Raw genomic sequence first — 22,880 nt, forward strand, 5'->3', positions numbered from 1 at the left:
CTCCTAACTCTCCGGCACCGTCTCGAGCACGATGTCCGTCACCCCGAGTTCATCGCCCTCGCGGAACGAGAGTTCGGCGATGCGCCCAACGGCCTTGAGATCAGAGGCGGCCAGCTTCAGCAGGCCCACCTGTTCCTTCGTTCCCGTTATTACAGCAGAAATAACGCCGGTACGCTGCGAAACCTTCGCATCGGTCTTGGCGCGTCGGATGGCGGTCAGCGCCCGGCTCGCGAGATCGAGCACCGCTGTCGCCGTGTCCTCCTCCTGACCGATGAGCTCGGTCTCGTTGGGCCAACCGGCCAGGTGAACGGACCCGTCGTGCGACCAGGACCAGGCCTCTTCGGTGGCGAACGGCACGAAGGGAGCGAACAGTCGAAGCAGCGTCGACAGTGCGAGGTGCAGGGCGGCGATGGCCGATGCCCGGTCGTGCTCGTCGCCGCCGTAGGCGCGCTCCTTCACGAGTTCGAGGTAGTCGTCGCAGAAGGTCCAGAAGAAGGTCTCGGTGACTTCCAGCGCCCGGGCGTGGTCGTAGCCGTCGAGCGCCATCGTGGCCTGGTGCACGACCTCTGACAGCGTCGCGAGCATGCTCGCGTCCAGCGGGTTGCTCACGTTGGCGCCGGCGAGATCGGCCGGTGCGCCGATGCCGTGGATGAACTTGGCGGCGTTGAGGATCTTGATGGCGAGCCGGCGGCCGATCTTGATCTGCGTCGGGTTCTGCGGGTCGAAGGCCGCATCGGTGCCGAGCCGAGAGGATGCTGCCCAGTAGCGCACCGCATCCGAGCCGTGCTGCTCGAGGATGTCGGAGGGCGTGACGACGTTGCCCTTCGACTTGGACATCTTCTTGCGGTCGGGGTCCACGATGAAGCCCGAGATGGCGGCATCCCGCCACGGCAGGGCGCCGGACTCGAGCTCGGAGCGCAGCACCGTCGAGAACAGCCAGGTGCGGATGATGTCCTGGGCCTGCGGGCGCAACGAGAAGGGGAAGACGATGTCGAACAGCTCGGAATCGCGTTCCCACTTTCCCGCGAGCTGCGGGGTGAGGGAGGAGGTCGCCCACGTGTCCATGACGTCGTGCTCGCCGACGAACCCGCCGGCCTGCCCGCGCTGGCTCTCGTCGTATCCCGGCGCCGCGTCGGAGGAGGGGTCGACGGGAAGCAGTTCGCGCGTGGCGAGGATGGGCTCGTCGAACACCGGGTTGCCGTCGCCGTCGAGCGGGTACCAGACCGGGATGGGAACGCCGAAGAAGCGCTGGCGCGAGATGAGCCAGTCGCCCGTGAGGCCGCCCACCCAGTTCTCGTAGCGCACGCGCATGAACTCGGGGTGCCAGGCCAGCTGCTTGCCGTGTTCGATGAGGCGCGCGCGCAGCCCTTCATCGCGGGCGCCGTTGCGGATGTACCACTGTCGTGTTGACACGACCTCGAGCGGCTTGTCGCCCTTCTCGAAGAACTTCACGGGGTGGGTGATGTTCTTGGGCTCGTCGATGAGGTCACCGGAGGCGCGCAGCAGTTCCACCATGGCCTGCTTCGCCGAGAAGACCGTCTTGCCGGCGAGTTCGCCGAATGCCGCACGCCCGGCATCCGTCGTGATCGCGTCGGGCGCCTCGGAGACGATGCGGCCGTCGAAGCCGATGATGGCCCGGTTGGGCAGGTCGAGGTCGCGCCACCAGATGACGTCGGTCACGTCGCCGAAGGTGCAGATCATGGCGATGCCGGAGCCCTTGTCCTGTTGGGCGAGGTGGTGGGCCAGAATCGGAACCTCGACCTCGAACACCGGGGTCGTCACGGTGGTGCCGAACAGCGGCTTGTAGCGCTCGTCGTCGGGATGCGCGACGAGGGCCACGCAGGCGGGCAGCAGTTCCGGCCGGGTCGTCTCGATCTCGATCGTGCCGCCGTCGGGCGTGTGGAAGCTCACGCGGTGGTACGCGGCCGGCTGGTCGCGGTCTTCGAGCTCGGCCTGAGCGACGGCGGTGCGGAACGTCACGTCCCACAGCGTGGGTGCCATCGCCTGGTAGGCCTCGCCGCGCTCGACGTTGCGCAGGAAGGCGAGCTGCGAGGTGAAGAGCGACTCGGGTCCGATGGTGCGGTAGGTCTGCGACCAGTCCACGGAGAGCCCCAGGGAGCGCCACAGCTTCTCGAACTGCACCTCGTCTTCGGCGGTCAGACGCTCGCACAGCTCGATGAAGTTGCGCCGGCTGATGGGCTTCTGGTCGGCCGCCTTCGTGCTCTTGCCGTCGCCGCCTTCGAACGGCGGCGCGAAGTCGGGGTCGTAGGGCAGCGACGGATCGCAGCGCACGCCGTAGTAGTTCTGAACGCGGCGCTCGGTGGGCAGGCCGTTGTCGTCCCAGCCCATGGGGTAGAACACGCTGCGGCCGCGCATGCGCTGGAAGCGCGCGACCACATCCGTGTGCGTGTAGCTGAAGACGTGTCCGATGTGAAGCGACCCGGATGCCGTCGGGGGCGGGGTGTCGATGGAGAAGATGCTCTCGGGCGTTGCGCGCTCACGATCGAAGCGGTGCACGCCATCGCGCTCCCAGGCCTCGCCCCACTTGGATTCCAGCCCCTCGAGGGCCGGCTTCTCCGGAATGCTCCCGGTCATCGTGCTCCGATCGATATGTGCGGCACCGTGTCAGTGGTGAGGTGCCTGAGTATGCGTTCGGAACAGTTTAGCGAAGAGCGGCATCCGCGCTCTCGCCGAGCTCGGGAGCCTTCGGCATCCGGGCTGCGACGAACGCCGCGACGAGCGTGAGCGCCGAGAGCACGGCCAGCACGATGCCGGGGTGCCACCAGGCGTTGCCCGTCGCCGTTCCGATCGCGAGCGTCACGAGGGGGATGAACCCGCTGACGGTGGCGGCGATCGCGTAGGCGAACGAGAGCGCCGAGTAACGGTAGTGGTCGGCGAACAGGTCGTTCATGAGACCGCCGAGAGCCGCCCACGACATCGTGGGCAGGATGCCCCCGACGATCATCGTGCCCACCAGGATGGGGAAGGTGGCGAACTGCAGCAGGAAGTACATCGGGAAGGCGATGAGCAGCGTTCCGAGTGCGCCCCACGCGACGACTCGCGCCGAGCCGATCCGGTTGGCCCATGCGCCGAAGAGCGGAATGGTCACCAGTTGCAGCAACCCGCCGATCGTCGTGGCGACGAGCAGGTCTTGGAAGCTGAATCCGAGCACACTGCTGCCGTAGTTGATCGTGTAGGTGTTCATGAGCGAGTACGACCCGATGCCGAGCAGGGCCGCCCCGATGGCGACGAGAATCGCGGTCGGCTGCTCGCGGAACATGCGGGCGAACGGAATGCGGTCGCGGCGCTTCTCGGCGACGAGCTCACTGAAGACGGGTGTCTCGGTGACGGACCAGCGCAGGTAGAGCGAGACCAGCAGCAGGGGGATCGCGACCAGGAACGGGATACGCCAGCCCCATGTCGCGAGGTCCTCCGGGCTGAGCGTGAGGGTCATCACGATGAACAGCGCCGCGCTGAGGATCGAACCGACCGGGGAGCCCAGCTGCGGGATCGCGGCGTAGAAGGCGCGCTTCACGGGGTTGGCGTGCTCGGTGGCGAGCAGGATGGAGCCGCCCCATTCGCCCCCGAGCGAGAGTCCCTGGACGAGACGGAGCAGCACGAGCAGCACGGCCCCGAGCCAGCCCGCCTGGGCGTAGGTCGGAAGCACGCCGATGAGTCCCGTGGCGATCCCCATGAGGCCGACCGTCCAGAGGAGCGTGGCGCGACGACCGAGCCGATCGCCGAGATGGCCGAAGATGATCGCGCCGACCGGGCGGATGATGAACGCCAGCGCCACGGTCGAGAACCCCGCGAGCTGGGCGCCGACGGCACCGAGCGGATCGAAGAACAGCGGTCCGATGAAGTAGGCCGAGAAATAGGCGAAGACGTAGAAATCGAAGGATTCCAGGCTGGTTCCGACCATCGACGCCCACGACACCCGCCGCACCATGGCGGGGGAGGAAGGCTGGAGGGCGGTCTCTGTTGCGGCAGTCACGGAGTGCACGCTATCCAAAACGGCGCGGCGCGGAGCGCCATTCCCTCACCAAGATTTCGCCCCGGATCTTGTGCCGCGTGTTGCGGAGGCTGCGTCGCTTCCGGGCCACCTCCCCAGACCGAAAAGCGAGGAGATTCCGAAAAGCGAGGCGATTCGACGTGCCACGCCGCGCGAGTTCGTGCCCGAAGCGGCGCGGCGGCCGAAATCGCCTCGCTTTTCGGCGCGCGCGTTCCGAAACGGCCGGTCAGACGAGGAGAAATTCCGCGAGACCCGCCGGATAACCCTTGCCATAATCGAACACGTGTTCTAAACTGGGGGTATGGCGGCGCTCCTGGAAGACCTCGAGTCCCTTGAGGATTTCGATGATGAGGACTGGTCGCCGACCGAGCGCGGGCATCTCGAGGACTGCCTGGATCAGGTGCGGGACGCTGAGGTCGCTGCCGCCCGGGCTTCTGCGGGGGTGTATGCGATGATCGCCACCGTCCTGGAGGCGGCCCGGCGCTCACCGGAGATCTATGTGGGTTCCGTGCAGGTGTCCACCCGGATGTTCTCGGAGTTGTTGGAACGGTGTGTGGCGAAGGATCTGGCGTTGCGGCTCTCGATGGCCGAGAACACCGTGCGGGGCATGATGTGCGACGCGGAAATGCTGACCGGCTCGTTCCCGCTGATCTGGGCGGGCTTCCGTTCCGGGGTCATCACCCAACCCGCCGCGCTCGCGTTGATGGCCGCCGCCCGCGGTCTGCCCCAGGAGTTGTGTGACGCCTACGATGCGGCGATGGTGGAACCGGCGCAACGCCTCACCCCGGGGAAGTTGAAGACCCGGGCGCGGATGGTGCGGGAACGCCTGGAGCACACCACCCGGCAGGAACGCTTCGATACCGCGGCAACGTATCGGCGGGTCGATTTGGAGCCCGGAGCGGATGGGATGGCGTGGTTGCACATCTACGACCGCGCCGCCGTCCTCGCCCGCGCGAAAGCGCGGATCGATGCGAACGCGAAACGGATCGCCGACCAGAGCGGTGAGTCCCGCACGTTGGAGCAGGTGCGTGCCGATGTGGCCGGTGACCTGCTCACCGGAGCCGGCACCCCCTACCAGGTGCGCACCGAGGTGTTCGTCACCGTCCCCGCCCTGCGCCTCATCGGCACCGACGAGGGTGAGGGCGAGATCAGCGATCGCGACACCGGCATCCGGCAGCTGGCCGCGGCGGATGCGGCCACGCTGGAGGGGTACGGGATCATCGATGATGACACCGCCCGGGCCCTGTTCGCCCAGGCACCCAGTTTCCGGCGGATCGCCACTGACCCGTTCACCGGGATCAAGCTGGCGTTGGGTCGTACTCGGTACCGGCCGACGCGGGAGATGCGGGACTGGCTGCGACTGAAATACCGCACCTGCGCGGAGCCCGGCTGCAACCGGCCCGCCAAGGAATGCGACATCGATCACTCCCACGACTGGCAATACGGCGGCGCCACCGACGAGATCAACCTCGCCAATTTGTGCGAACCCGGCCACACCGTCAAACACGAAACCCGGTTCCGATACGAACGGAACCGAGCCGGCACCATCACCATCACCACCCCCACCGGGTACAGCAAAGACACCGACGAACCACCCTTCTAAGCGCCGTGATCTTCCGACCCCATTGCGCACGGCGCTGCCGCTAGACTTGCGTGCAACGACATCGATCCGGCCATCACCGGGGAGTCTTCGGAAGAACGGCGAAAGCCCAGTAGAACCGAACGGGTCTGGCCCGTCACAGCCAATGAACAAGCGGCTGCGCTCGGCTCGTCCATCGGACACCGAGTTCAGCAAGCGGGGTGGTACCGCGATGGGATTCGTCGAACCCGTCGTCCTCGTGGAACAGGCCGATTGCCTCCAGGAGTGAAGCGTTGTACCCCAAGGGTCAAGATTCCCAGAACGCCGCAGCGGGCGTCGTTCCATCACCCGACTTCCCGCAGGTCGAGCGCGAGGTGCTCGCCTACTGGGCGAGCGATGACACCTTCCAGGCGTCGATCGATCATCGCGAGGGCGCGCCCGAGTGGGTCTTCTACGACGGCCCGCCTTTCGCCAACGGACTTCCGCACTACGGCCACCTGCTGACCGGATACGCGAAAGATGTCTTCCCGCGGTTCCAGACGATGCGCGGAAAGAAGGTGCATCGCCGGTTCGGCTGGGACACCCACGGGCTGCCCGCCGAGCTCGAGGCCGAGCGGCAGCTCGGCATCACCGACAAGAGCCAGATCGAGAAGATGGGGCTCGCCGCCTTCAACAAGGCCGCCCGCGACGCCGTGCTGCGCTACACGAAGGAATGGCAGGACTACGTCACCCGCCAGGCCCGCTGGGTCGACTTCGAGAACGACTACAAGACCCTCGACGTGACCTTCATGGAGAGCGTCATCTGGGCGTTCAAGCAGCTGCACGAGAAGGGCCTCGCCTACGAGGGCTACCGGGTGCTCCCGTACTGCTGGCGCGACCAGACCCCGCTGTCGAACCACGAGCTGCGCATGGACGACGACGTCTACAAGGATCGCCAGGACCAGACCGTCACCGTGACCTTCCCGCTCACCGGGCCCAAGGCAGAGTCGCTCGGGCTCACCGCCGCTCGGGCGCTCGCGTGGACGACGACGCCGTGGACCCTGCCCACGAATCTCGCCCTCGCGGTGGGTCCCGACATCGAGTACGCCGTCGTCCCCGCCGGACCGAACGGTACACCGGATGCGACGGTTCTGCGCGAGAAGCAGCCCCAGGCATCCGCCGGCGGACCCATGGATGCGACCGAGGTGCTCGGCGGCGACTACGTCCTCGCCGCAGCGCTCGTCGGGAACTACGCCAAGGAGCTCGGCTACGACTCCGCTGCGGATGCCACGGCAGCCATCAGCCGCACGATCGCGGGCCGCGAGCTCGAGGGCATCAGCTACGACCGCCTCTTCGACTACTACGCCGACGTCGAACGCTTCGGGCTGCAGAACGCCTGGCGCATCGTGGTCGCCGACTATGTGACCACCGATGACGGCACCGGCATGGTGCACATCGCCCCGGCCTACGGTGAGGAGGACCAGAAGGTCTCGGAGGCCAACGGCATTCCCGTCATCGTCTCCCTCGACGAGGGCGGCCGCTTCCTGCCGCAGGTCTCGGATGTCGCCGGGCAGCTCTGGATGGACGCCAACAAGCCGCTCACCCAGCTGCTGCGCTCCGAGGGGCGCCTGCTGCGCCAGGCGAGCTATGTGCACTCCTACCCGCACTGCTGGCGATGCCGCAACCCGCTGATCTACCGCGCGGTATCGAGCTGGTTCATCAGGGTGCCAGAGTTCCGCGACCGCATGGTGGAGCTCAACCAGGAGATCACCTGGGTTCCCGAGAACGTCAAGGACGGTCAGTTCGGCAAGTGGGTCGGCAACGCCCGTGACTGGTCGATCAGCCGCAATCGGTACTGGGGATCGCCGATCCCCGTGTGGAAGAGCGATGACCCGGCCTACCCGCGCATCGACGTCTACGGCTCCCTCGCCGAGCTCGAGCGCGACTTCGGCCGGCTGCCGCACAACGAGGCGGGCGAGCCCGACCTGCACCGTCCCTACATCGACGACCTCACCCGGCCCAACCCCGACGATCCCACCGGCGCGTCGACGATGCGCCGCATCCCCGACGTCTTCGACGTCTGGTTCGACTCGGGGTCGATGCCGTTCGCGCAGGTGCACTACCCGTTCGAGAACGAGGAGTGGTTCGGCTCTCACAGCCCGGCCGACTTCATCGTCGAGTACATCGGCCAGACGCGCGGCTGGTTCTACGTGATGCACGTGCTCTCCACGGCGCTGTTCGACCGGCCGGCCTTCCGCAACGTCGTCAGCCACGGCATCGTGCTCGGCAGCGACGGGGCGAAGATGTCGAAGTCACTGCGCAACTATCCCGATGTCTCCGAGGTCTTCGACCGCGACGGCTCGGATGCGATGCGCTGGTTCCTCATGTCGAGTTCGGTGCTCCGCGGCGGCAACCTCATCGTGACCGAGGAGGCGATCCGCGAGGGCGTGCGCCAGGTGATGCTGCCGTTGTGGAGCACGTGGTACTTCTTCTCGCTCTACGCCAACGCCTCCGGCTACGACGCGCGCCGTCGCACCGATTCGGCCGACGTGCTGGACCGCTACCTGCTGGCCAAGACGCGCGAGACGGTGACGGCGGTCACGACCGACCTCGAGAACCTCGACTCCACGCTGGCCGCCGCGAAGCTGCGCGACTTCGCCGATGTGCTGACCAATTGGTACGTGCGCCGCTCGCGCGAGCGCTTCTGGCAGGGAGTCGGCGAGAACGGTGAGAACGCCGAGGCCTTCGACACCCTGTTCACCGTGCTCGAGACCTTCGCCCGCCTCGCGGCCCCGCTGCTGCCGCTCGTGACCGAGCGCATCTGGCAGGGTCTGACGGGCGGGCGCAGCGTCCACCTCACCGACTGGCCGGACGCAGCGGAGTTCCCCGCCGACGACGACCTCGTGGCCGCAATGGACCAGGTGCGCTCGATCAGCTCGACGGCGCTCTCGCTGCGCAAGCAGGCCGGTCTGCGCGTACGCCTGCCCCTCGCCCGGCTCACGGTGGTGTCGGCGGATGCGTCCAGCCTCGCCGCCTTCGACGACATCCTGCGCGACGAGCTCAACGTGAAGTCGGTCGAGCTCGTGCAGCTCACCGAGACCAGTGCCGCCGAGTACGGCATCACGCGCAAGCTCACGGTCAACGCCCGTGCCGCGGGCCCCCGGCTCGGCAAGGCGGTGCAGCAGGCCATCCAGGCCGCTCGCAGCGGCGACTGGAGCGAGAGCGAGGGCGTCGTGGTCGCGGGTGGTATCGCCCTCGAGCCCGCCGAGTACGACCTCGTGCTCGAGGCTGCGACGGATGCCGGATCCGGCGTCGCCCTTGCCCTGCTTCCCGGCGGCGGCTTCGTGCTGCTCGAGACGGCGACCACCGACGAACTCGAGGCCGAGGGACTGGCGCGCGATGCCATCCGCGGCGTGCAGGACGCACGCCGGTCGGCAGGACTCGAGGTGAGCGACCGCATCCGGCTGCGGCTGACTCTGGACACGGCGGGCGTGGCGGCGGCCCGAACGCATGCCGAGCTCATCGCGGGGGAGACCCTCGCGATCTCGGTCGACATCGACGAGTTCGACGGCGGAGAACTGCCGGTCGAGGCGCTGTCGGTCGGGCGGGACTCGACCCTCAAGATCGCACTGGAGAAGGCATGAACGACGAGGACGAATTCCGCGATGCGGCCGACGAGGTCTACCGCGAGCTCCTGACGCGCATGGGGGAGGCGAGTCCGCAGCCGCGGCTCGCCGCCACCCGCCGGGCGGTCGAGCTGCTCGGCGACCCTCAGCGCGCGTACCCGATCATCCACATCACCGGCACGAACGGCAAGACGACCACGAGCCGCATCGCCGACAGCATCCTGCGCGCCTACGGACTGAAGACGGGACTGCTCACGAGCCCGCACCTGGTGCGCTTCAACGAGCGCATCCGCATCGAGGGCGAGCCGATCAGTGACGAGGCGCTCGTACGCAACTGGGAGGACATCGCCCCCTACCTCGCCATGACGGATGCCGAACTCGAGGCCGCGGGAGAGCTGCCGCTCACCTTCTTCGAGGCGCTCACCGTGCTGGCCTTCGCCGCCTTCGCGGACGCCCCCGTCGATGTCGTCGTGCTCGAGGTGGGCATGGGCGGCGAGTGGGACTCCACGAACGTCGCCGACGGGCAGGTGGCCGTGTTCACGCCGATCGCGCTGGACCACGTCGGTCGGCTGGGCAACACGATCGCCGAGATCGCGCGCACGAAGTCGGGCATCATCAAGCCGGCGGCGAGCGTCGTATCGGCCCATCAGGTGCCCGAGGCCGCCGCCGAACTCGCGCGGGCGGCGGAGCTCACCGAGTCCCAGCTCGCCGTCGAGGGCAGCCAGTTCGAGGTGACGGATGCCCGGGTCGCCGTCGGTGGCCAGCTCATCTCAGTCAAAGGCATCGCCGGGCGTTACGACGACCTGTTCCTTCCCCTCTTCGGCGCCCACCAGGCGCAGAACGCCGCCGTGGCGATCGCCGCCGTCGAGGCCTTCCTCGGGGGCGGCGAGCAGCCGCTCACCGAGGAGCTGCTCACCGAGGGCCTGGCCACGGTCATCTCTCCCGGCCGTCTGCACCTCATCGGCATCGAGCCGAGCGTGCTCGTCGACGCCGCGCACAACCCGCACGGGGCGCAGGCGCTCGTGAGCGCGGTGACGAGCGCGTTCGACTTCGACGAGATCGCGATCGTGCTCGGCGTGCTCAGCGACAAGGACGCCGACGGCATCATCGCCGCCCTGGCGCCGCTGGCCACGCGTTTCCTGGCAACGCAGTCCGGTTCGGAGCGGGCGATCGCGGCCGACGTGCTCGCGGACCGCATCCGTGAGATCTCTCCCGACGCCGACGTGACGAGCTTCGGCTGGGTCGAGTCCGCGCTGACGGAGGCGCGGGAGTGGGCGTCGGCGGCACCCAAGCGCGCCGTGCTCGTGACCGGCTCCATCACGCTGGTCGGCGAGGCGATGAGCCTCGCGGAGGAGGGGCGGTGGATGCAGGCATGAGCGTCGCATCCGCCCCGCGCAGCGCTCCCCGCTCGGTGCGTCGCAGCCTGGCCTCGATCGTGCTCGGGTTCGAGCTCATCGTCGTCTTCCTCGCGGCACTCGTGAACTTCGGACTGCCGACCGGTGGCGTCATCACCCTCGGGCCCGTCGGCTCACTCGTGGCCGGCGGGGTCTTGTGCGTGCTCATCATCGTTACGCTCGGGCTGCTGCGCTTCCGCTTCGCCTATGTTGTCGGATGGGTCGTGCAGGCACTCATCGTGCTCGGCGGCCTGTTCAATGTCGCGATGTTCTTCGTCGGCGCCCTCTTCGCCGGCATGTGGGCCTTCGCGATGATCCGCGGCCGAAAGATCGATACCTGGAACATGACCAACTGGAACAAGGAGAACGCATGAGCACGCCCATCGAACAGACCCTCGTCCTCGTGAAGCCGGATGGCGTCGCACGCAACCTGACCGGCGAGATCCTTCGGCGCATCGAGGCCAAGGGGTACTCGCTCGTCGACATCCGCATGGTGGAGCCCGACCGCGACCTGCTCTCCGCCCACTACGCGGAGCACGAGGGCAAGCCGTTCTTCGAGCCGCTGCTCGAGTTCATGGAGTCCGGCCCGATCGTCGCGCTCCGCGTGGCCGGCAACCGCGTCATCGAGGGCTTCCGCTCGCTCGCAGGGGCGACCGACCCCACGGTGGCCGCACCGGGCACCATCCGCGGAGACTTCGCTCGCGACTGGGGCCTGAAGGTGCAGCAGAACCTCGTTCACGGCTCCGACTCGCCGGAGTCCGCAGAGCGCGAGCTCGCCCTCTGGTTCGCCTGAGCCGGTCGATCTCGGCCAGGCCTGCCCGCGCGCGCTCGCGCTCTAGAAGATATAGCGCAGCACGTCGAGGCGGGCCTGGGCGATGATCGCGACGACCAGGTAGCAGACGAGCGTGATGAGCGGAATCCACGTGTAGGCGGCGTCGGCGAACGAACGCACCCGCTGACCGACCGGGAAGACGCCGGTGCGCAGGTTGTTCAGCGTCACGATCCAGAACAGCGGGATGACGACCGCCCAGGTGACCATGCACCACGGGCAGAGCGTGCCCAGCACGAAGATGGACTGGCCCATGAGCCAGATCACGAAGACGAGCGCGCCGAGCACTCCGACGTTGAACCCGATCCAGAACCACGTCGCGAAGGCGGCTCTGGCGAGAAGCGCGACACCGATCGTGATCACGACCGACCAGCAGATCACGCCGATCACGGGGTTCGGAAAGCCGAAGAGGGAGCCCTGCCACGACGCCAGGTTCGCCCCGCACTGCACCACGACACTGAAGTCGCACGAGGCCTTCGAACCCGGATGCTCGAGCACGTGGAACTTCTCAAGGGTCAGGTCGAACGCCGCCCAGAGGCCGATCGCCCCGAGGATCGCGAGCAGGGAACCGAGCAGGATCGGCGGCTTTGTGCGGGCGGTGTCGGACATGTCTCGGATTATGGCATGGCGTGCGGACCGTCAATCTGTGAAGACATGCGATAATCGTCATGTCCGGTGAGCCGCGCTCCCTCGGACGCCAACGAAGGCTTGAAGGGTGCCCAGCACCCGATTCGGTCACAGGACCGCACAGAAGTGGCAGTCAGAGCCAAGGGGCCGACTGCAGTAGACAGAGGATTTGCGAGGTTCCGCCCGGCGGGATTTCGCACAGAGAGTATCCGGCGCGGGTGGCGCGGCCAGTCGCACCGGTCGAGGAGTGCCCCAGAAATGGTGGAGAACAACGAGAACAACGCGACGACGGGCGATTCGGGCCGTCGACGGGGTCGGATCTTCGGCGCGCGCAAGGCGGTTCGCCCCGCCCACGCCCCGGTAACGCCTCGCGAGCAAAGCGCGCCGACGCCGCCGATCGCGGCGGCCACCGAATCCGCTGCGGTCCACGTGGATCCGGTCGACGTACCGCGCGTCGCGGATGCTGGCGAGCCGAACGCACCTGCAGAGGCTGCGCCCGCTGAGGCCGCGCCCGCTGAGGCTGCGCCCGCGGAGGCCGCGCCCGCTGAGGCGGAGGAGCCGGCGGTCGAGAACGCGGCTCTGGCATCCCCGATCCCGCCGGTGCTGAGCACGACGTCGCTCATCTTCCACGCGCCCGAGATCCTTCCGCTGCCCGAGCGCGAGGACCGCGAACGGCCCGACCGTCCGGAAGGCGATGAGTCCACCGTGCGTCGGCGGGCGCGCCGCCGAAGCGGCGACGAGGACAGGGGCCCTTCGGGCGACCCAGCCAACACCGTCGTCAAGGTGCGCCAACCGCGTGAGGCGCCGCTGATCACCGAGCCCCAGCGCATCAAGGGCTCCACGCGACTCGAGGCCAAGAAGCAGCGCCGTCGCGACGGCCGTGACGCCGGCCGCCGGCGCACTGTGATCACAGAGGCCGAGTTCCTGGCCCGCCGCGAATCCGTCGACCGCACGATGGTGGTGCGCTCCAAGAGCGGTCGCATCCAGATCGGCGTGCTCGAAGACGGCGTGCTCGTGGAGCACTACGTGGCCCGCAACCAGGACGCATCCCTCATCGGCAACGTCTACCTGGGCCGCGTGCAGAACGTGCTGCCCAGCATGGAGGCGGCCTTCGTCGACATCGGCCGCGGTCGCAACGCCGTGCTCTACTCGGGCGAGGTCGACTGGGATGCCGCGGCGGAGAACGGCGAGAAGAACCAGCCGCGACGCATCGAGCTCGCGCTCAAGCCGGGCGACAAGGTGCTCGTGCAGGTGACGAAGGATCCCGTCGGCCACAAGGGCGCCCGACTGACGAGCCAGATCTCGCTCCCGGGCCGCTACCTGGTCTACGTGCCGAACGGCACCATGAACGGCATCAGCCGCAAGCTGCCCGACACCGAGCGTGCGCGCCTGAAGAAGATCCTCAAAGAGGTGCTCCCCGACAACCAGGGCGTCATCGTGCGCACCGCGGCCGAGGGTGCGACCGAGGAGCAGCTCACCGTCGACGTGAACCGCCTCATCTCGCAGTGGTCCGCCATCGCGAAGCAGCTCGAGAACCAGCCGGCCCCGGCCCTGCTGCACTCGGAGCCCGACCTGCTGATCAAGATCGTGCGCGACGTCTTCAACGAGGACTTCCAGCGCATGGTGATCGCAGGGGAGGACGCCCGCGAGACCATCGAGAGCTACCTGCGCGCCGTCGCCCCCGACCTGCTCGAGCGCGTGGAGCCCTACACCGGCGACCGCGACGCCTTCGACGAGTTCCGCATCTCGGAGCAGATCGAGAAGGCGCTCGACCGCAAGGTGTGGCTGCCCTCCGGTGGTTCCCTCGTGATCGACCGCACCGAGGCCATGACCGTGGTCGACGTCAACACCGGGAAGTTCGTCGGTTCGGGCGGCAACCTCGAGGAGACCGTCACCAAGAACAACCTCGAGGCGGCCGAGGAGATCGTGCGCCAGCTGCGCCTGCGCGACATCGGCGGCATCATCGTGGTCGACTTCATCGACATGGTGCTCGAGTCCAACCGCGACCTCGTGCTGCGCCGGCTCATCGAGTGCCTCTCGCGAGACCGCACCAAGCACCAGGTGGCCGAGGTCACCTCGCTCGGACTCGTGCAGATGACACGCAAGAAGCTCGGCCTCGGCCTGCTCGAGACCTTCAGCGAGCCGTGCGAGACCTGCGCCGGGCGTGGTGTGCTCGTGCACCACGACCCCGTCTCCAAGCACCGTCCGCCCCAGCAGCAGCAACAGCAGCAGCCCGGCCGCCGTCGGGGTCCCGCCGGTTCGGCGCCGAGCAACTCGTCGACGGATGCCGCCAAGGCTTCCAACGGCGCCAATGGCACCCACGGCATCACCGAGGACGCGAAGCACGCCCTCGCGCTGATCGCCGCCTCGACGCTGCACGCCGAGAAGGAGGCGCAGGCCGCCGGCGCCGAGGCCGAGGCCGCGGCCGCGGCGTCCGCAGACGACAGCAGCCAACGCGGCACCGCGGAGCGCAAGTCGCGTCGCGGCCGTCGTGGACGGCACTCCGGACGCGTCGACCTCGATGGCGCGATCGGCGAGGAGACGCAGGACGGCACGCCGGAGACCGCGCCCGAGAAGACGCCCCAGCCGGCGCCGGTGGCTTCGGCGGAGGAGCCGGACGCGCCGGCATCCGTCGCCGAGCCCGTGGCCATCCTCGACATCCCCGTCGAGAAGGTGGCCCGCCAGAGCGCACCGGTCGATCGCGTCGATGCCGAGCACCTGCTCGATTCGGTGCTCGAGGCGTTGCCTGCTCCGAAGGAGCCCGGTCAGGGCCGCACGCGCAGTCGTCGGGTGACCACGGCGGGCCTCTCGACAACGCCCGTCGAGCCGATCATCACGACCAAGGGCGAGTAGGCGGCCCTAGAGGTCTCGCCGCTCGCGAGCCGTGACGCGCAGGCCGCTGCCGCGCAGGCGCGTCACGAGTTCGCGGTTGCTCACGTGCACCGCACCGGCCTCGACCAGTGCAGCGTGTCGCTCACGCGGCACGTCGTAGTGGTCGAGGTCGAAGCTGCGCGGGGGGATGCCGTTGACGCCCGCGAATGCGTGCAGCTCTTCGAGGGACTCGTCGCTGACGAGATGCGCCCAGAGGGTGCCGTGATTGGGCCACATGGGCGTGTCGATCAGCACGGTCATGCTGGAATTGTAAGGTTGGTGTGAACCAAGGCGCGGAGTCGGCTCCGTTTGACCGGCGTATCCCGATCAGCTAGACTCGACCTTTGGTGTGTGCTGGATTCTGTCCGCACCGTCACCACGGTTTTCTGGTGGGCCCGTCGTTGGTCGAACCAGGGTGTATTTCCCGTGATAGGAATCGGGGCTCGTTCTGAGCTCCCCAGAGAATAGGTACGTAAAGTGGTTTACGCAGTTGTGCGCGCCGGTGGCCGCCAGGAAAAGGTCGAGGTCGGAACCATCGTGACGATGGACCGCATCAAGGCTGACAAGAACGGCACTGTCGAGCTCGCCCCCGTGCTGCTTGTCGACGGAGACACCATCACGAGCGACGCCGAGTCGCTCGCCAAGGTGAAGGTGACCGCCGAGGTTCTCGGCGACCTGCGCGGTCCGAAGATCGTCATCCAGAAGTTCAAGAACAAGACCGGCTACAAGAAGCGCCAGGGGCACCGTCAGGAGCTCACGCGCGTCAAGGTCACCGGAATCAAGTAAGGCCCAGGAGACACACGAGATGGCACACAAAAAGGGAGCAAGCTCCACTCGCAACGGTCGTGACTCGAACGCGCAGCGCCTCGGCGTGAAGCGCTTCGGCGGCCAGGTCGTCAGCGCGGGCGAGATCATCGTCCGCCAGCGCGGCACCCACTTCCACCCCGGCGCGGGCGTCGGCCGTGGCGGCGACGACACCCTCTTCGCCCTGCAGCCGGGCTCGGTCGAGTTCGGCACCAAGGGCGGCCGCAAGGTCGTCAACATCGTGGCGGTCGCCGAGTAGGCATCCCACATCTGTGAACGCGAGGGCGGGCTTCGGCCCGCCCTCGCGTGTTTATCGCTAGACCCAGCTTCAGGAGAACCCAGTGGCCAGCTTCGTCGACAACGTCACGCTGCACTTGCGTGCCGGCCATGGCGGCAACGGATGCGTCTCCGTACGCCGCGAGAAGTTCAAGCCGCTCGCCGGCCCTGACGGAGGCAACGGCGGACACGGCGGCGACATCGTGCTCGTCGCCGATCCCCAGGTGACGACCCTCCTCGGCTACCACCGGGCTCCCCACCGCTCCAGTGACAACGGCGGACCCGGCATGGGAGACCACCGTGCCGGCGCCAACGGCGAGGAACTCGAGCTCTCGATCCCCGTCGGAACCGTGGTGAAGGGTGGCGACGGCGAAGAGCTCATCGACATGAGCGAGCCGGGCATGCGCTTCGTCGTGGCGCCTGGAGGCCAGGGCGGACTGGGCAACGCCGCCCTCGCGACGACCAAGCGCAAGGCGCCGGGCTTCGCGCTGCTGGGCACCCCGGGCTGGGAGGGCGACGTCGTCCTCGAGCTCAAGACCGTCGCCGACGTTGCCCTCGTCGGCTTCCCGTCTGCGGGGAAGTCGAGCCTGATCGCCGCCCTCTCGGCGGCGCGGCCCAAGATCGCCGACTACCCGTTCACGACCCTGCACCCCAACCTCGGCGTCGTGCAGGCCGGCGACGTGCGCTACACCGTCGCCGACGTGCCCGGCCTCATCGAGGGCGCGAGCGAGGGCAAGGGCCTGGGCCTGGAGTTCCTGCGCCACGTGGAGCGTTGCACCGCCCTGCTGCACGTGCTCGACTGCGGCACGCTCGATCCCGGACGCGATCCGCTGAGCGACCTCGACATCATCCTGGGCGAACTGGCCGCCTACCCGGTACCCGAGGGGCAGAAGCCCCTCCTCGAGCGGCCGCAGCTGATCGCCCTGAACAAGATCGACATCCCCGAGGCCCGGGAACTCGCCGACTTCGTGCGCCCCGACCTCGAGGCCCGCGGCTACCGCGTCTTCGAGATCTCGACGGCGAGCCATGAGGGCCTGCGTCCGTTGAGCTTCGCCCTCGCCGAACTCGTCGAAGCCGGTCGCGTCGAGGCCGCTGCCGAGCCGCCCAAGCCGCGCATCGTGCTGCGTCCGAACGCGGTCGACGAGCAGGACTTCACGATCCGGGTCGAGGGTGGCAGCTACGGGTCCATCTACCGCATCCTCGGAACCAAGCCCGAGCGCTGGGTCGCCCAGACCGACTTCACGAACGACGAGGCCGTCGGCTTCCTCGCCGATCGCCTTGCCAAGCTCGGCGTGGAGGATCGGCTCTTCAAGGCCGGAGCCGTGGCGGGCTCGACCGTCGTCATCGGCCCGGGGGAGGGCATCGTCTTCGACTGGGAGCCCACGCTCACCTCGACCGCCGAGCTCATCACCGCTCCGCGCGGAACGGACGCGCGCCTGGACGAGAATCGCCGCGCCACGCGCAACGAACGTCGTGAGAACTACTTCGAGCGCATGGATGCGAAGGCCGAGGCGCGCGCCGAACTCGAGCGCGAGCGCCAGGCGGGCGTGTGGCGCGGTCCGGACAGCGCGGAGGACGCCAACGGCGACGGGGAGAACGACGAGCGGTGAGAATCAGCGAGCGCGCAGCGATCCCGGCGGCGAAACGGGTCGTCGTGAAGGTCGGGTCCTCGTCGATCAGCGGTGAGAACGCCGGCCAGATCACGCCGCTCGTCGACGCCCTCGCCGCAGCATACGGTCGTGGCATCGAGGTCGTGCTCGTCTCATCGGGTGCGATCGCGACCGGCATGCCCTATCTCAAGCTCGACGCCCGGCCGAACGACCTGGCCACCCAACAGGCGGCCGCATCCGTCGGCCAGAACCTGCTCATCTTCCGCTACCAGGACAGCCTGCGTCGCTATGGCATCGTCGCCGGCCAGGTGCTGCTGACGGCCGGTGACCTCGAGAACGACACCCCCCGCTCGAACGCGCAGCGCGCGATGGAGCGCCTGCTCGACCTGCGCATCCTTCCCATCGTCAACGAGAACGACACGGTGGCCACGCACGAGATCCGCTTCGGCGACAACGACAGGCTGGCGGCGCTCGTCGCCCACCTGATCGGAGCCGACCTGCTCGTGCTGCTCAGCGACGTGGATGCGCTGTACACGAAGCCGCCGCACCTTCCGGGCGCCGAACGCATCGACTCCGTCGCCTTCGGTGACCCTCTCGACGGCCTCGAGTTCGGTTCCGTGGGAGCGGCCGGTGTCGGAACCGGCGGCGCCTCCACGAAGGTCTCGGCGGCACGGCTGGCCGCACAGGCCGGCACTGCCGTTCTGGTGACCTCGACGGGCCTCGTGAACGACGCCCTCACGGGGACGGCGATCGGCACGTGGTTCGAGCCGGCACACGCCGAAACGGAGCCGGTGGCTGGCCTAGGCTGACAGCATGCCTGAAACGGATGCGTCCCTGCCGGGTTTCAGCGAGCGCCTCGACGCCGCACGTTCTGCCGCGCTGCGCCTGGCGACCGCGACGACGCAGCAGAAGAACGCCGCTCTCTCCGCGATCGCGAACGCCCTGCGCTCCGCGGCAGGTGAGATCATCGCGGCGAACGCACGCGACCTCGAGAACGGCGAGGGCAACGGCCTGTCCGCCGGCCTTCTGGACCGGCTGCGGCTCGATGAAGGCCGCGTCGGCGCCCTCGCCGACGCGGTGGAGCAGATCATCGTGCTGACCGATCCCGTCGGCGAAGTCGTCCGCGGAAGCACGCTGCCCAACGGCGTGCGCATCAGCGAGGTGCGTGTGCCCTTCGGCGTGGTGGGCGCCATCTACGAGGCGCGTCCCAACGTGACCGTCGACATCGCCGCCCTCGCGCTGAAGAGCGGTAATGCCGCCGTGCTGCGCGGTGGATCCGCCGCCGAGAACAGCAACGGAGCGCTCGTGAGCCTCATCCAGGGCGCCCTCGCATCCGCAGGACTTCCGGGCGAGGCCGTGCAGACGATCGATGATTTCGGGCGCGACGGGGCGACGGCACTCATGCAGGCCCGCGGCTACGTCGACGTGCTGATTCCGCGCGGCAGTGCCGACCTCATCAACACCGTCGTCACGCAGTCCACGGTTCCCGTCATCGAGACGGGTGCGGGCGTCGTGCACATCTTCCTCGACGAGAGTGCGACCCCATCGTGGGCGGTCGACATCGTGCACAACGCGAAGACCCAGCGTCCGAGCGTCTGCAACACCGTGGAGACGGTGCTCGTGCACGAGGGTGCCGCCGAGCGGCTGCTGCCTGCAGTGCTCGATCGGCTCGCGGAGGCCGGTGTCACGGTGCACGGCGACGAGGCCACACGGGCGATCTGGCCCCGGGCAGTGGCGGCGACCGCCGAGGACTGGGGCACCGAGTACATGAGCCTCGACGTGACCGTCGGCGTCGTGCCGTCGCTCGACGAGGCCATCCAGCACATCCGGCGCTATTCGACGCGGCACACGGAATCGATCATCACGAACGACCTGGCGAACGCGGAGCGCTTCCTCAACGAGGTCGACTCGGCGACCGTCATGGTGAACGCCTCCACCCGCTTCAGCGACGGCGGTGAATTCGGCTTCGGTGCCGAGGTCGGCATCTCGACCCAGAAGCTGCACGCCCGCGGCCCGATGGGCCTGCCGGAGCTGACGAGCACCAAATGGGTGGTGCGCGGTTCCGGGCAGGTGCGCGCGTAGGCGATAAGCTGGGCGGGAAGTCTGGCTGAACACGCCGTGAATGGAGATGTACATGTCGTTGCTGACCACCGTGCTCGCTGAGGGCACTGAGCCCGCCGTTCCGACGTTCGTCTTCGGCTTGGTCGCCCTGGGCGTCTTCGCCGTTCTCGGGTTCATCACCTTCAGCTACCGCGATGTGGCCAACCGTCACAGCGCGAAGGCCGACGCCTATGCCGCCGCGCATTCGGGTTCGGCCGAACACGGCGGGCACGGCGGGCACTGAGCGAGCCGGCGACGAGCATCCCGGTCATGGCGGAATCCGCACGGCGCCCGCGCATCGGCATCATGGGTGGAACCTTCGATCCGATCCACCACGGGCACCTCGTCGCGGCGAGCGAGGTCGCACAGGGTTACGACCTCGACGAGGTAGTGTTCGTGCCGACGGGGCAGCCGTGGCAGAAGGCCGCGGTGAGCCTGGCCGAGCACCGCTACCTGATGACGGTGGTCGCCACCGCATCCAACCCTCGCTTCACCGTGAGCCGCGTCGACATCGACCGGAGCGGGCCGACGTACACCATCGACACCCTGCGCGACATGCGCGCCCAGTGGCCCGATGCGGAGCTCTTCTTCATCACCGGAGCGGACGCGATCGCGCAGATCCTCACGTGGAAGAACGTGCACGAGCTCTGGGAATTGGCGCATTTCGTTGCTGTGAGTCGTCCGGGACACGATCTCTCCATTTCTGGATTGCCACAGGCGGACGTAAGCTTGTTGGAGGTTCCGGCACTTGCGATCTCTTCGACCGATTGTCGGGAGCGTGTGAGCCGGGGTTATCCGGTCTGGTATCTGGTGCCCGATGGGGTGGTCCAGTACATCTCGAAGCACCATCTGTATCGGAGTAGTGCGGCATGACGACGGGTCAAGTGCCTCAGACGCGCAGGCAGGCGCGTGAAATGGAGCGTTCACGCGAGGACGCTCCGTCGCCGACCCCGAATTCCCGGCGAGCCGTGACCAACGAGGCGACTCCCGGGGGAGAGGCGCCGCATCTCGTCACGGCGTTCCCCACTGCTCCAGACGCTCCCAAGAGCGCCGAGGGGGAGCGAACCGAAGCCGCCGCAGCAACGCGCCCCACGGTGCCCGCGTACGCCGGCTACACCGCCGGCGGTTACGCGCCTCCGACTTCTCGCCTCGCCGTCTCCACACCTGAGGCACCCCGCCCCGCTTCCGACGTTCCGGCCTTCACCACGCCGTCACTGACCACGCCGTCCGATGCGTCACGGGTCAGCGGTGAGACCGATACCCCTGACGACGCCGAGGCGTCCGAATCCGTCCCAACTCACACTCTGACCCGCCGGCAGTTGCGCGCCATGCTCGCCGCCCAGCAGGGTGGGAGTGTGCAGGCCGGCGTCGAGTCTGCCACCGAGCCCGTCGTGCTCACGCAGGCGCCCGCCGCCGAGGTCGAGCCGACCACGACGGACACCGGCCGCCGTGTCACTTGGACCCCTCCCGTCGCCGACGACACCGACACCCGCCCTGTCTGGGCCGTCGCGGCGCCGAGCGTCAATCCGCGTACGCAGGAAGGCCCCGCGCGTGAGGCGGTCGCATCGGCGCCGAGAGTCGCGCCGCTGCCCGTCACCGAGCTGCCTCCGACCGAGCCGACGTCGGCCATCACCGACGCCGCGCCCGCGCCGGCGGCCTCCGCTGCTCCTCGCGTGGGTCACTGGTCCGTGCCCGTCGAGGAGGAGACGCCTGATGCGCCGCAGTCCTTCGACCAGCTGATCGGGCGCGGCGTCGCATCCGGCGGAGTTCCGACCACGACGAACGCGTTGATCCTGCCCTCGATTCCGCAGGCCACCGAGGGTCCGGTCGCGTTGAACACCGGCGAAGTGCTCATCACCGGCTCCTTCGACCTTCCGCGCAGTCTCGGCAGCACCGGGGCGCACCCGAACCGCATCGACTCCTCCGACATCGACCGGATGTTCGATGCCGACGACGACCAGCCGGCGACCGGGGCGCAGCCCATCCGGGCCAGCCGTGCGGTCAGTACCCATTCCTCCACCCGCGACGTGCTCACGCCTCCGAAGAAGCAGAGCCGCTGGACGGTTCCCTTCACCATGGCGGTCTCCGGCGGCGTGCTGCTCGTCGGTGTCGTCGGGCTCGTCACCGCGGGCTTCATGTCCGGCATCTTCTGATGTCATTCCGTTCTTCACCGTTCCAAGGATTTCCTGTATGACCGCATCCGAGCACGCCATCGAGCTGTTGAACCTCGCCGCCGCCGCGGCCGATTCGAAGGCCGGTGAAGATCTCGTCGCTCTGGATGTCTCGGGACCGCTTCCGCTGGTCGACGCCTTCCTGCTGGTGACGGGCCGCAGCGAGCGCAATGTCGTCGCCATCGCCGAGGCGATCGAGGACCGCCTGGCCGAGGCCGGTGCCAAGACGCTGCGGCGCGAGGGCCGCTCCGAGGGCCGTTGGATTCTTCTGGACTTCGGCGACCTCGTGGTGCACGTCTTCCACGAGGAGGAGCGCATGTACTACGCCCTCGAGCGGCTGTGGAAGGACTGCCCGGTCATCCCGGTCGACCTTCCCGCCCACGAAGCGCGGGGCTGAGCGGCCGACGCACCCGGGCTGCCGTCTCGATTTCTTCGGATGCGGCGGGTGTAGTAATCTGAACAAGTTGCTTCCGCGGGTCGGAAACAGCGTCTGGGTCTGTGGCGCAGCTGGTAGCGCACCTGCATGGCATGCAGGGGGTCAGGGGTTCGAGTCCCCTCAGATCCACCAAAACCGCAGTTGAACGGGATCATTCCGTTGCGGGGTCCAGCTTTTTGGGCTCTGTTGGGTTCTTCTTGGTCTTCGCGTCGCTCCACCATCAACTACAAGTGACTGCGCCGATCCCCAGCGAGATTTCAACTTGGCGTGTCAGCGCACGGGACTGCTGCAGCTCTGGTCGTTTCGATAACCGAAGCTGCAGCGTCCCAGGCGACATGCCCATGCGGATTCGTGACTGGTTTGTCGACCGCGGGATCCGCTTCCCGGCGTCACCAGCCGAGATGACACGGAGCGTCATCGAGATCCTCGCCCAGGCATTATCGGATGCGGTGGATGTGGGTGAAGTCGGATCACCAGGTCTCGCAGAATTCCCAGCCATCGACAGCTGGCGACGACCTTGCGCGCGACCGCTGTCGCTCCTTGCCACAAGGATGCCGTGAGCATCA

The 22,880-nt window shown here is 68.1% G+C and carries 19 protein-coding genes and 1 tRNA gene; 16 read left to right on the forward strand and 4 right to left on the reverse strand.

Features of this window, described 5'->3' with window-relative positions:
- Positions 1-3 precede the first annotated feature (3 nt).
- Positions 4-2,595: a valine--tRNA ligase gene (valS, locus tag WDJ51_RS04740; RefSeq protein WP_337851282.1), complete on the reverse strand. Its 2,592-nt coding sequence runs from the start codon at positions 2,593-2,595 to the stop codon at positions 4-6.
- 67 nt (positions 2,596-2,662) lie between these two features.
- Positions 2,663-3,994 carry an MFS transporter gene (locus WDJ51_RS04745; RefSeq protein WP_337851283.1) on the reverse strand — a complete coding sequence of 444 codons (1,332 nt, stop codon included), beginning with the start codon at positions 3,992-3,994 and terminating at the stop codon, positions 2,663-2,665.
- Positions 3,995-4,313: 319 nt separating this feature from the next.
- On the opposite strand from WDJ51_RS04745, the gene WDJ51_RS04750 reads away from it, so the two are divergent.
- From WDJ51_RS04750 to ndk, 5 genes are all read left to right on the forward strand, one after another.
- The gene (locus WDJ51_RS04750) at positions 4,314-5,615 is read left to right on the forward strand and encodes an HNH endonuclease signature motif containing protein (RefSeq protein ID WP_337851284.1); all 1,302 of its coding nucleotides are present in this window, start codon (positions 4,314-4,316) and stop codon (positions 5,613-5,615) included.
- 269 nt (positions 5,616-5,884) lie between these two features.
- Positions 5,885-9,214 (forward strand): isoleucine--tRNA ligase, encoded by a 3,330-nt coding sequence (ileS, locus tag WDJ51_RS04755; RefSeq protein ID WP_337851285.1) that lies wholly within the window; start codon positions 5,885-5,887, stop codon positions 9,212-9,214.
- Positions 9,211-10,572 carry a bifunctional folylpolyglutamate synthase/dihydrofolate synthase gene (locus WDJ51_RS04760; RefSeq protein WP_337851286.1) on the forward strand — a complete coding sequence of 454 codons (1,362 nt, stop codon included), beginning with the start codon at positions 9,211-9,213 and terminating at the stop codon, positions 10,570-10,572. The genes ileS and WDJ51_RS04760 overlap by 4 nt, the downstream gene beginning before the upstream one ends.
- Entirely contained in the window at positions 10,569-10,964 is a 396-nt protein-coding gene (locus WDJ51_RS04765; RefSeq protein WP_337851287.1) for a DUF4233 domain-containing protein, read from the forward strand. Before WDJ51_RS04760 ends, WDJ51_RS04765 begins: the two co-directional genes overlap by 4 nt.
- Complete coding sequence (gene ndk, locus WDJ51_RS04770) at positions 10,961-11,383, forward strand: nucleoside-diphosphate kinase (RefSeq protein ID WP_337851288.1); 423 nt, start codon at positions 10,961-10,963, stop codon at positions 11,381-11,383. Before WDJ51_RS04765 ends, ndk begins: the two co-directional genes overlap by 4 nt.
- A 42-nt stretch (positions 11,384-11,425) precedes the next feature.
- Here ndk and WDJ51_RS04775 read toward each other — a convergent pair whose 3' ends face one another.
- The gene (locus tag WDJ51_RS04775) at positions 11,426-12,028 is read right to left on the reverse strand and encodes a vitamin K epoxide reductase family protein (RefSeq protein ID WP_337851289.1); all 603 of its coding nucleotides are present in this window, start codon (positions 12,026-12,028) and stop codon (positions 11,426-11,428) included.
- A 276-nt stretch (positions 12,029-12,304) separates the two neighbouring features.
- Between WDJ51_RS04775 and WDJ51_RS04780 the strand changes: the two genes are divergently transcribed.
- Positions 12,305-14,899 carry an Rne/Rng family ribonuclease gene (locus tag WDJ51_RS04780; RefSeq protein ID WP_337851290.1) on the forward strand — a complete coding sequence of 865 codons (2,595 nt, stop codon included), beginning with the start codon at positions 12,305-12,307 and terminating at the stop codon, positions 14,897-14,899.
- Positions 14,900-14,905: 6 nt separating this feature from the next.
- On the opposite strand, the gene WDJ51_RS04785 is transcribed toward WDJ51_RS04780, so the two are convergent.
- Complete coding sequence (locus WDJ51_RS04785; protein WP_337851291.1) at positions 14,906-15,178, reverse strand: DUF4031 domain-containing protein; 273 nt, start codon at positions 15,176-15,178, stop codon at positions 14,906-14,908.
- A 216-nt stretch (positions 15,179-15,394) separates the two neighbouring features.
- On the opposite strand from WDJ51_RS04785, the gene rplU reads away from it, so the two are divergent.
- The 10 genes from rplU (at position 15,395) to WDJ51_RS04835 (ending at position 22,446) form a co-directional block, all read left to right on the forward strand.
- Positions 15,395-15,703, forward strand: coding sequence for a 50S ribosomal protein L21 (gene rplU / locus WDJ51_RS04790; RefSeq protein WP_337851292.1), 309 nt, complete (start codon positions 15,395-15,397; stop codon positions 15,701-15,703).
- Positions 15,704-15,722: 19 nt separating this feature from the next.
- Entirely contained in the window at positions 15,723-15,980 is a 258-nt protein-coding gene (gene rpmA, locus WDJ51_RS04795; protein WP_337851293.1) for a 50S ribosomal protein L27, read from the forward strand.
- 82 nt (positions 15,981-16,062) lie between these two features.
- On the forward strand, positions 16,063-17,607 hold the full coding sequence (gene obgE, locus WDJ51_RS04800) for a GTPase ObgE (RefSeq protein WP_337851294.1): 1,545 nt from the start codon (positions 16,063-16,065) through the stop codon (positions 17,605-17,607).
- Complete coding sequence (gene proB, locus WDJ51_RS04805) at positions 17,604-18,416, forward strand: glutamate 5-kinase (protein ID WP_337851295.1); 813 nt, start codon at positions 17,604-17,606, stop codon at positions 18,414-18,416. The genes obgE and proB overlap by 4 nt, the downstream gene beginning before the upstream one ends.
- Positions 18,417-18,420: 4 nt before the next feature.
- Complete coding sequence (locus WDJ51_RS04810) at positions 18,421-19,689, forward strand: glutamate-5-semialdehyde dehydrogenase (protein WP_337851296.1); 1,269 nt, start codon at positions 18,421-18,423, stop codon at positions 19,687-19,689.
- A gap of 52 nt (positions 19,690-19,741) precedes the next feature.
- Positions 19,742-19,951, forward strand: coding sequence for a hypothetical protein (locus WDJ51_RS04815; protein WP_337851297.1), 210 nt, complete (start codon positions 19,742-19,744; stop codon positions 19,949-19,951).
- Between the two features lie 26 nt (positions 19,952-19,977).
- A complete protein-coding gene (gene nadD / locus WDJ51_RS04820) occupies positions 19,978-20,580 on the forward strand; it encodes a nicotinate-nucleotide adenylyltransferase (RefSeq protein ID WP_337851298.1) in 603 nt (200 codons plus the stop codon).
- Between the two features lie 41 nt (positions 20,581-20,621).
- A complete protein-coding gene (locus tag WDJ51_RS04825; protein ID WP_337851299.1) occupies positions 20,622-21,860 on the forward strand; it encodes a hypothetical protein in 1,239 nt (412 codons plus the stop codon).
- Positions 21,861-21,897: 37 nt separating this feature from the next.
- Complete coding sequence (gene rsfS, locus WDJ51_RS04830) at positions 21,898-22,275, forward strand: ribosome silencing factor (protein ID WP_337851300.1); 378 nt, start codon at positions 21,898-21,900, stop codon at positions 22,273-22,275.
- A gap of 95 nt (positions 22,276-22,370) precedes the next feature.
- Positions 22,371-22,446: transfer RNA gene (locus tag WDJ51_RS04835), tRNA-Ala, on the forward strand.
- Positions 22,447-22,880: the final 434 nt, after the last annotated feature.

The organism is Rathayibacter sp. YIM 133350, from assembly GCF_037404875.1.
Lineage (GTDB): Bacteria > Actinomycetota > Actinomycetes > Actinomycetales > Microbacteriaceae > Orlajensenia.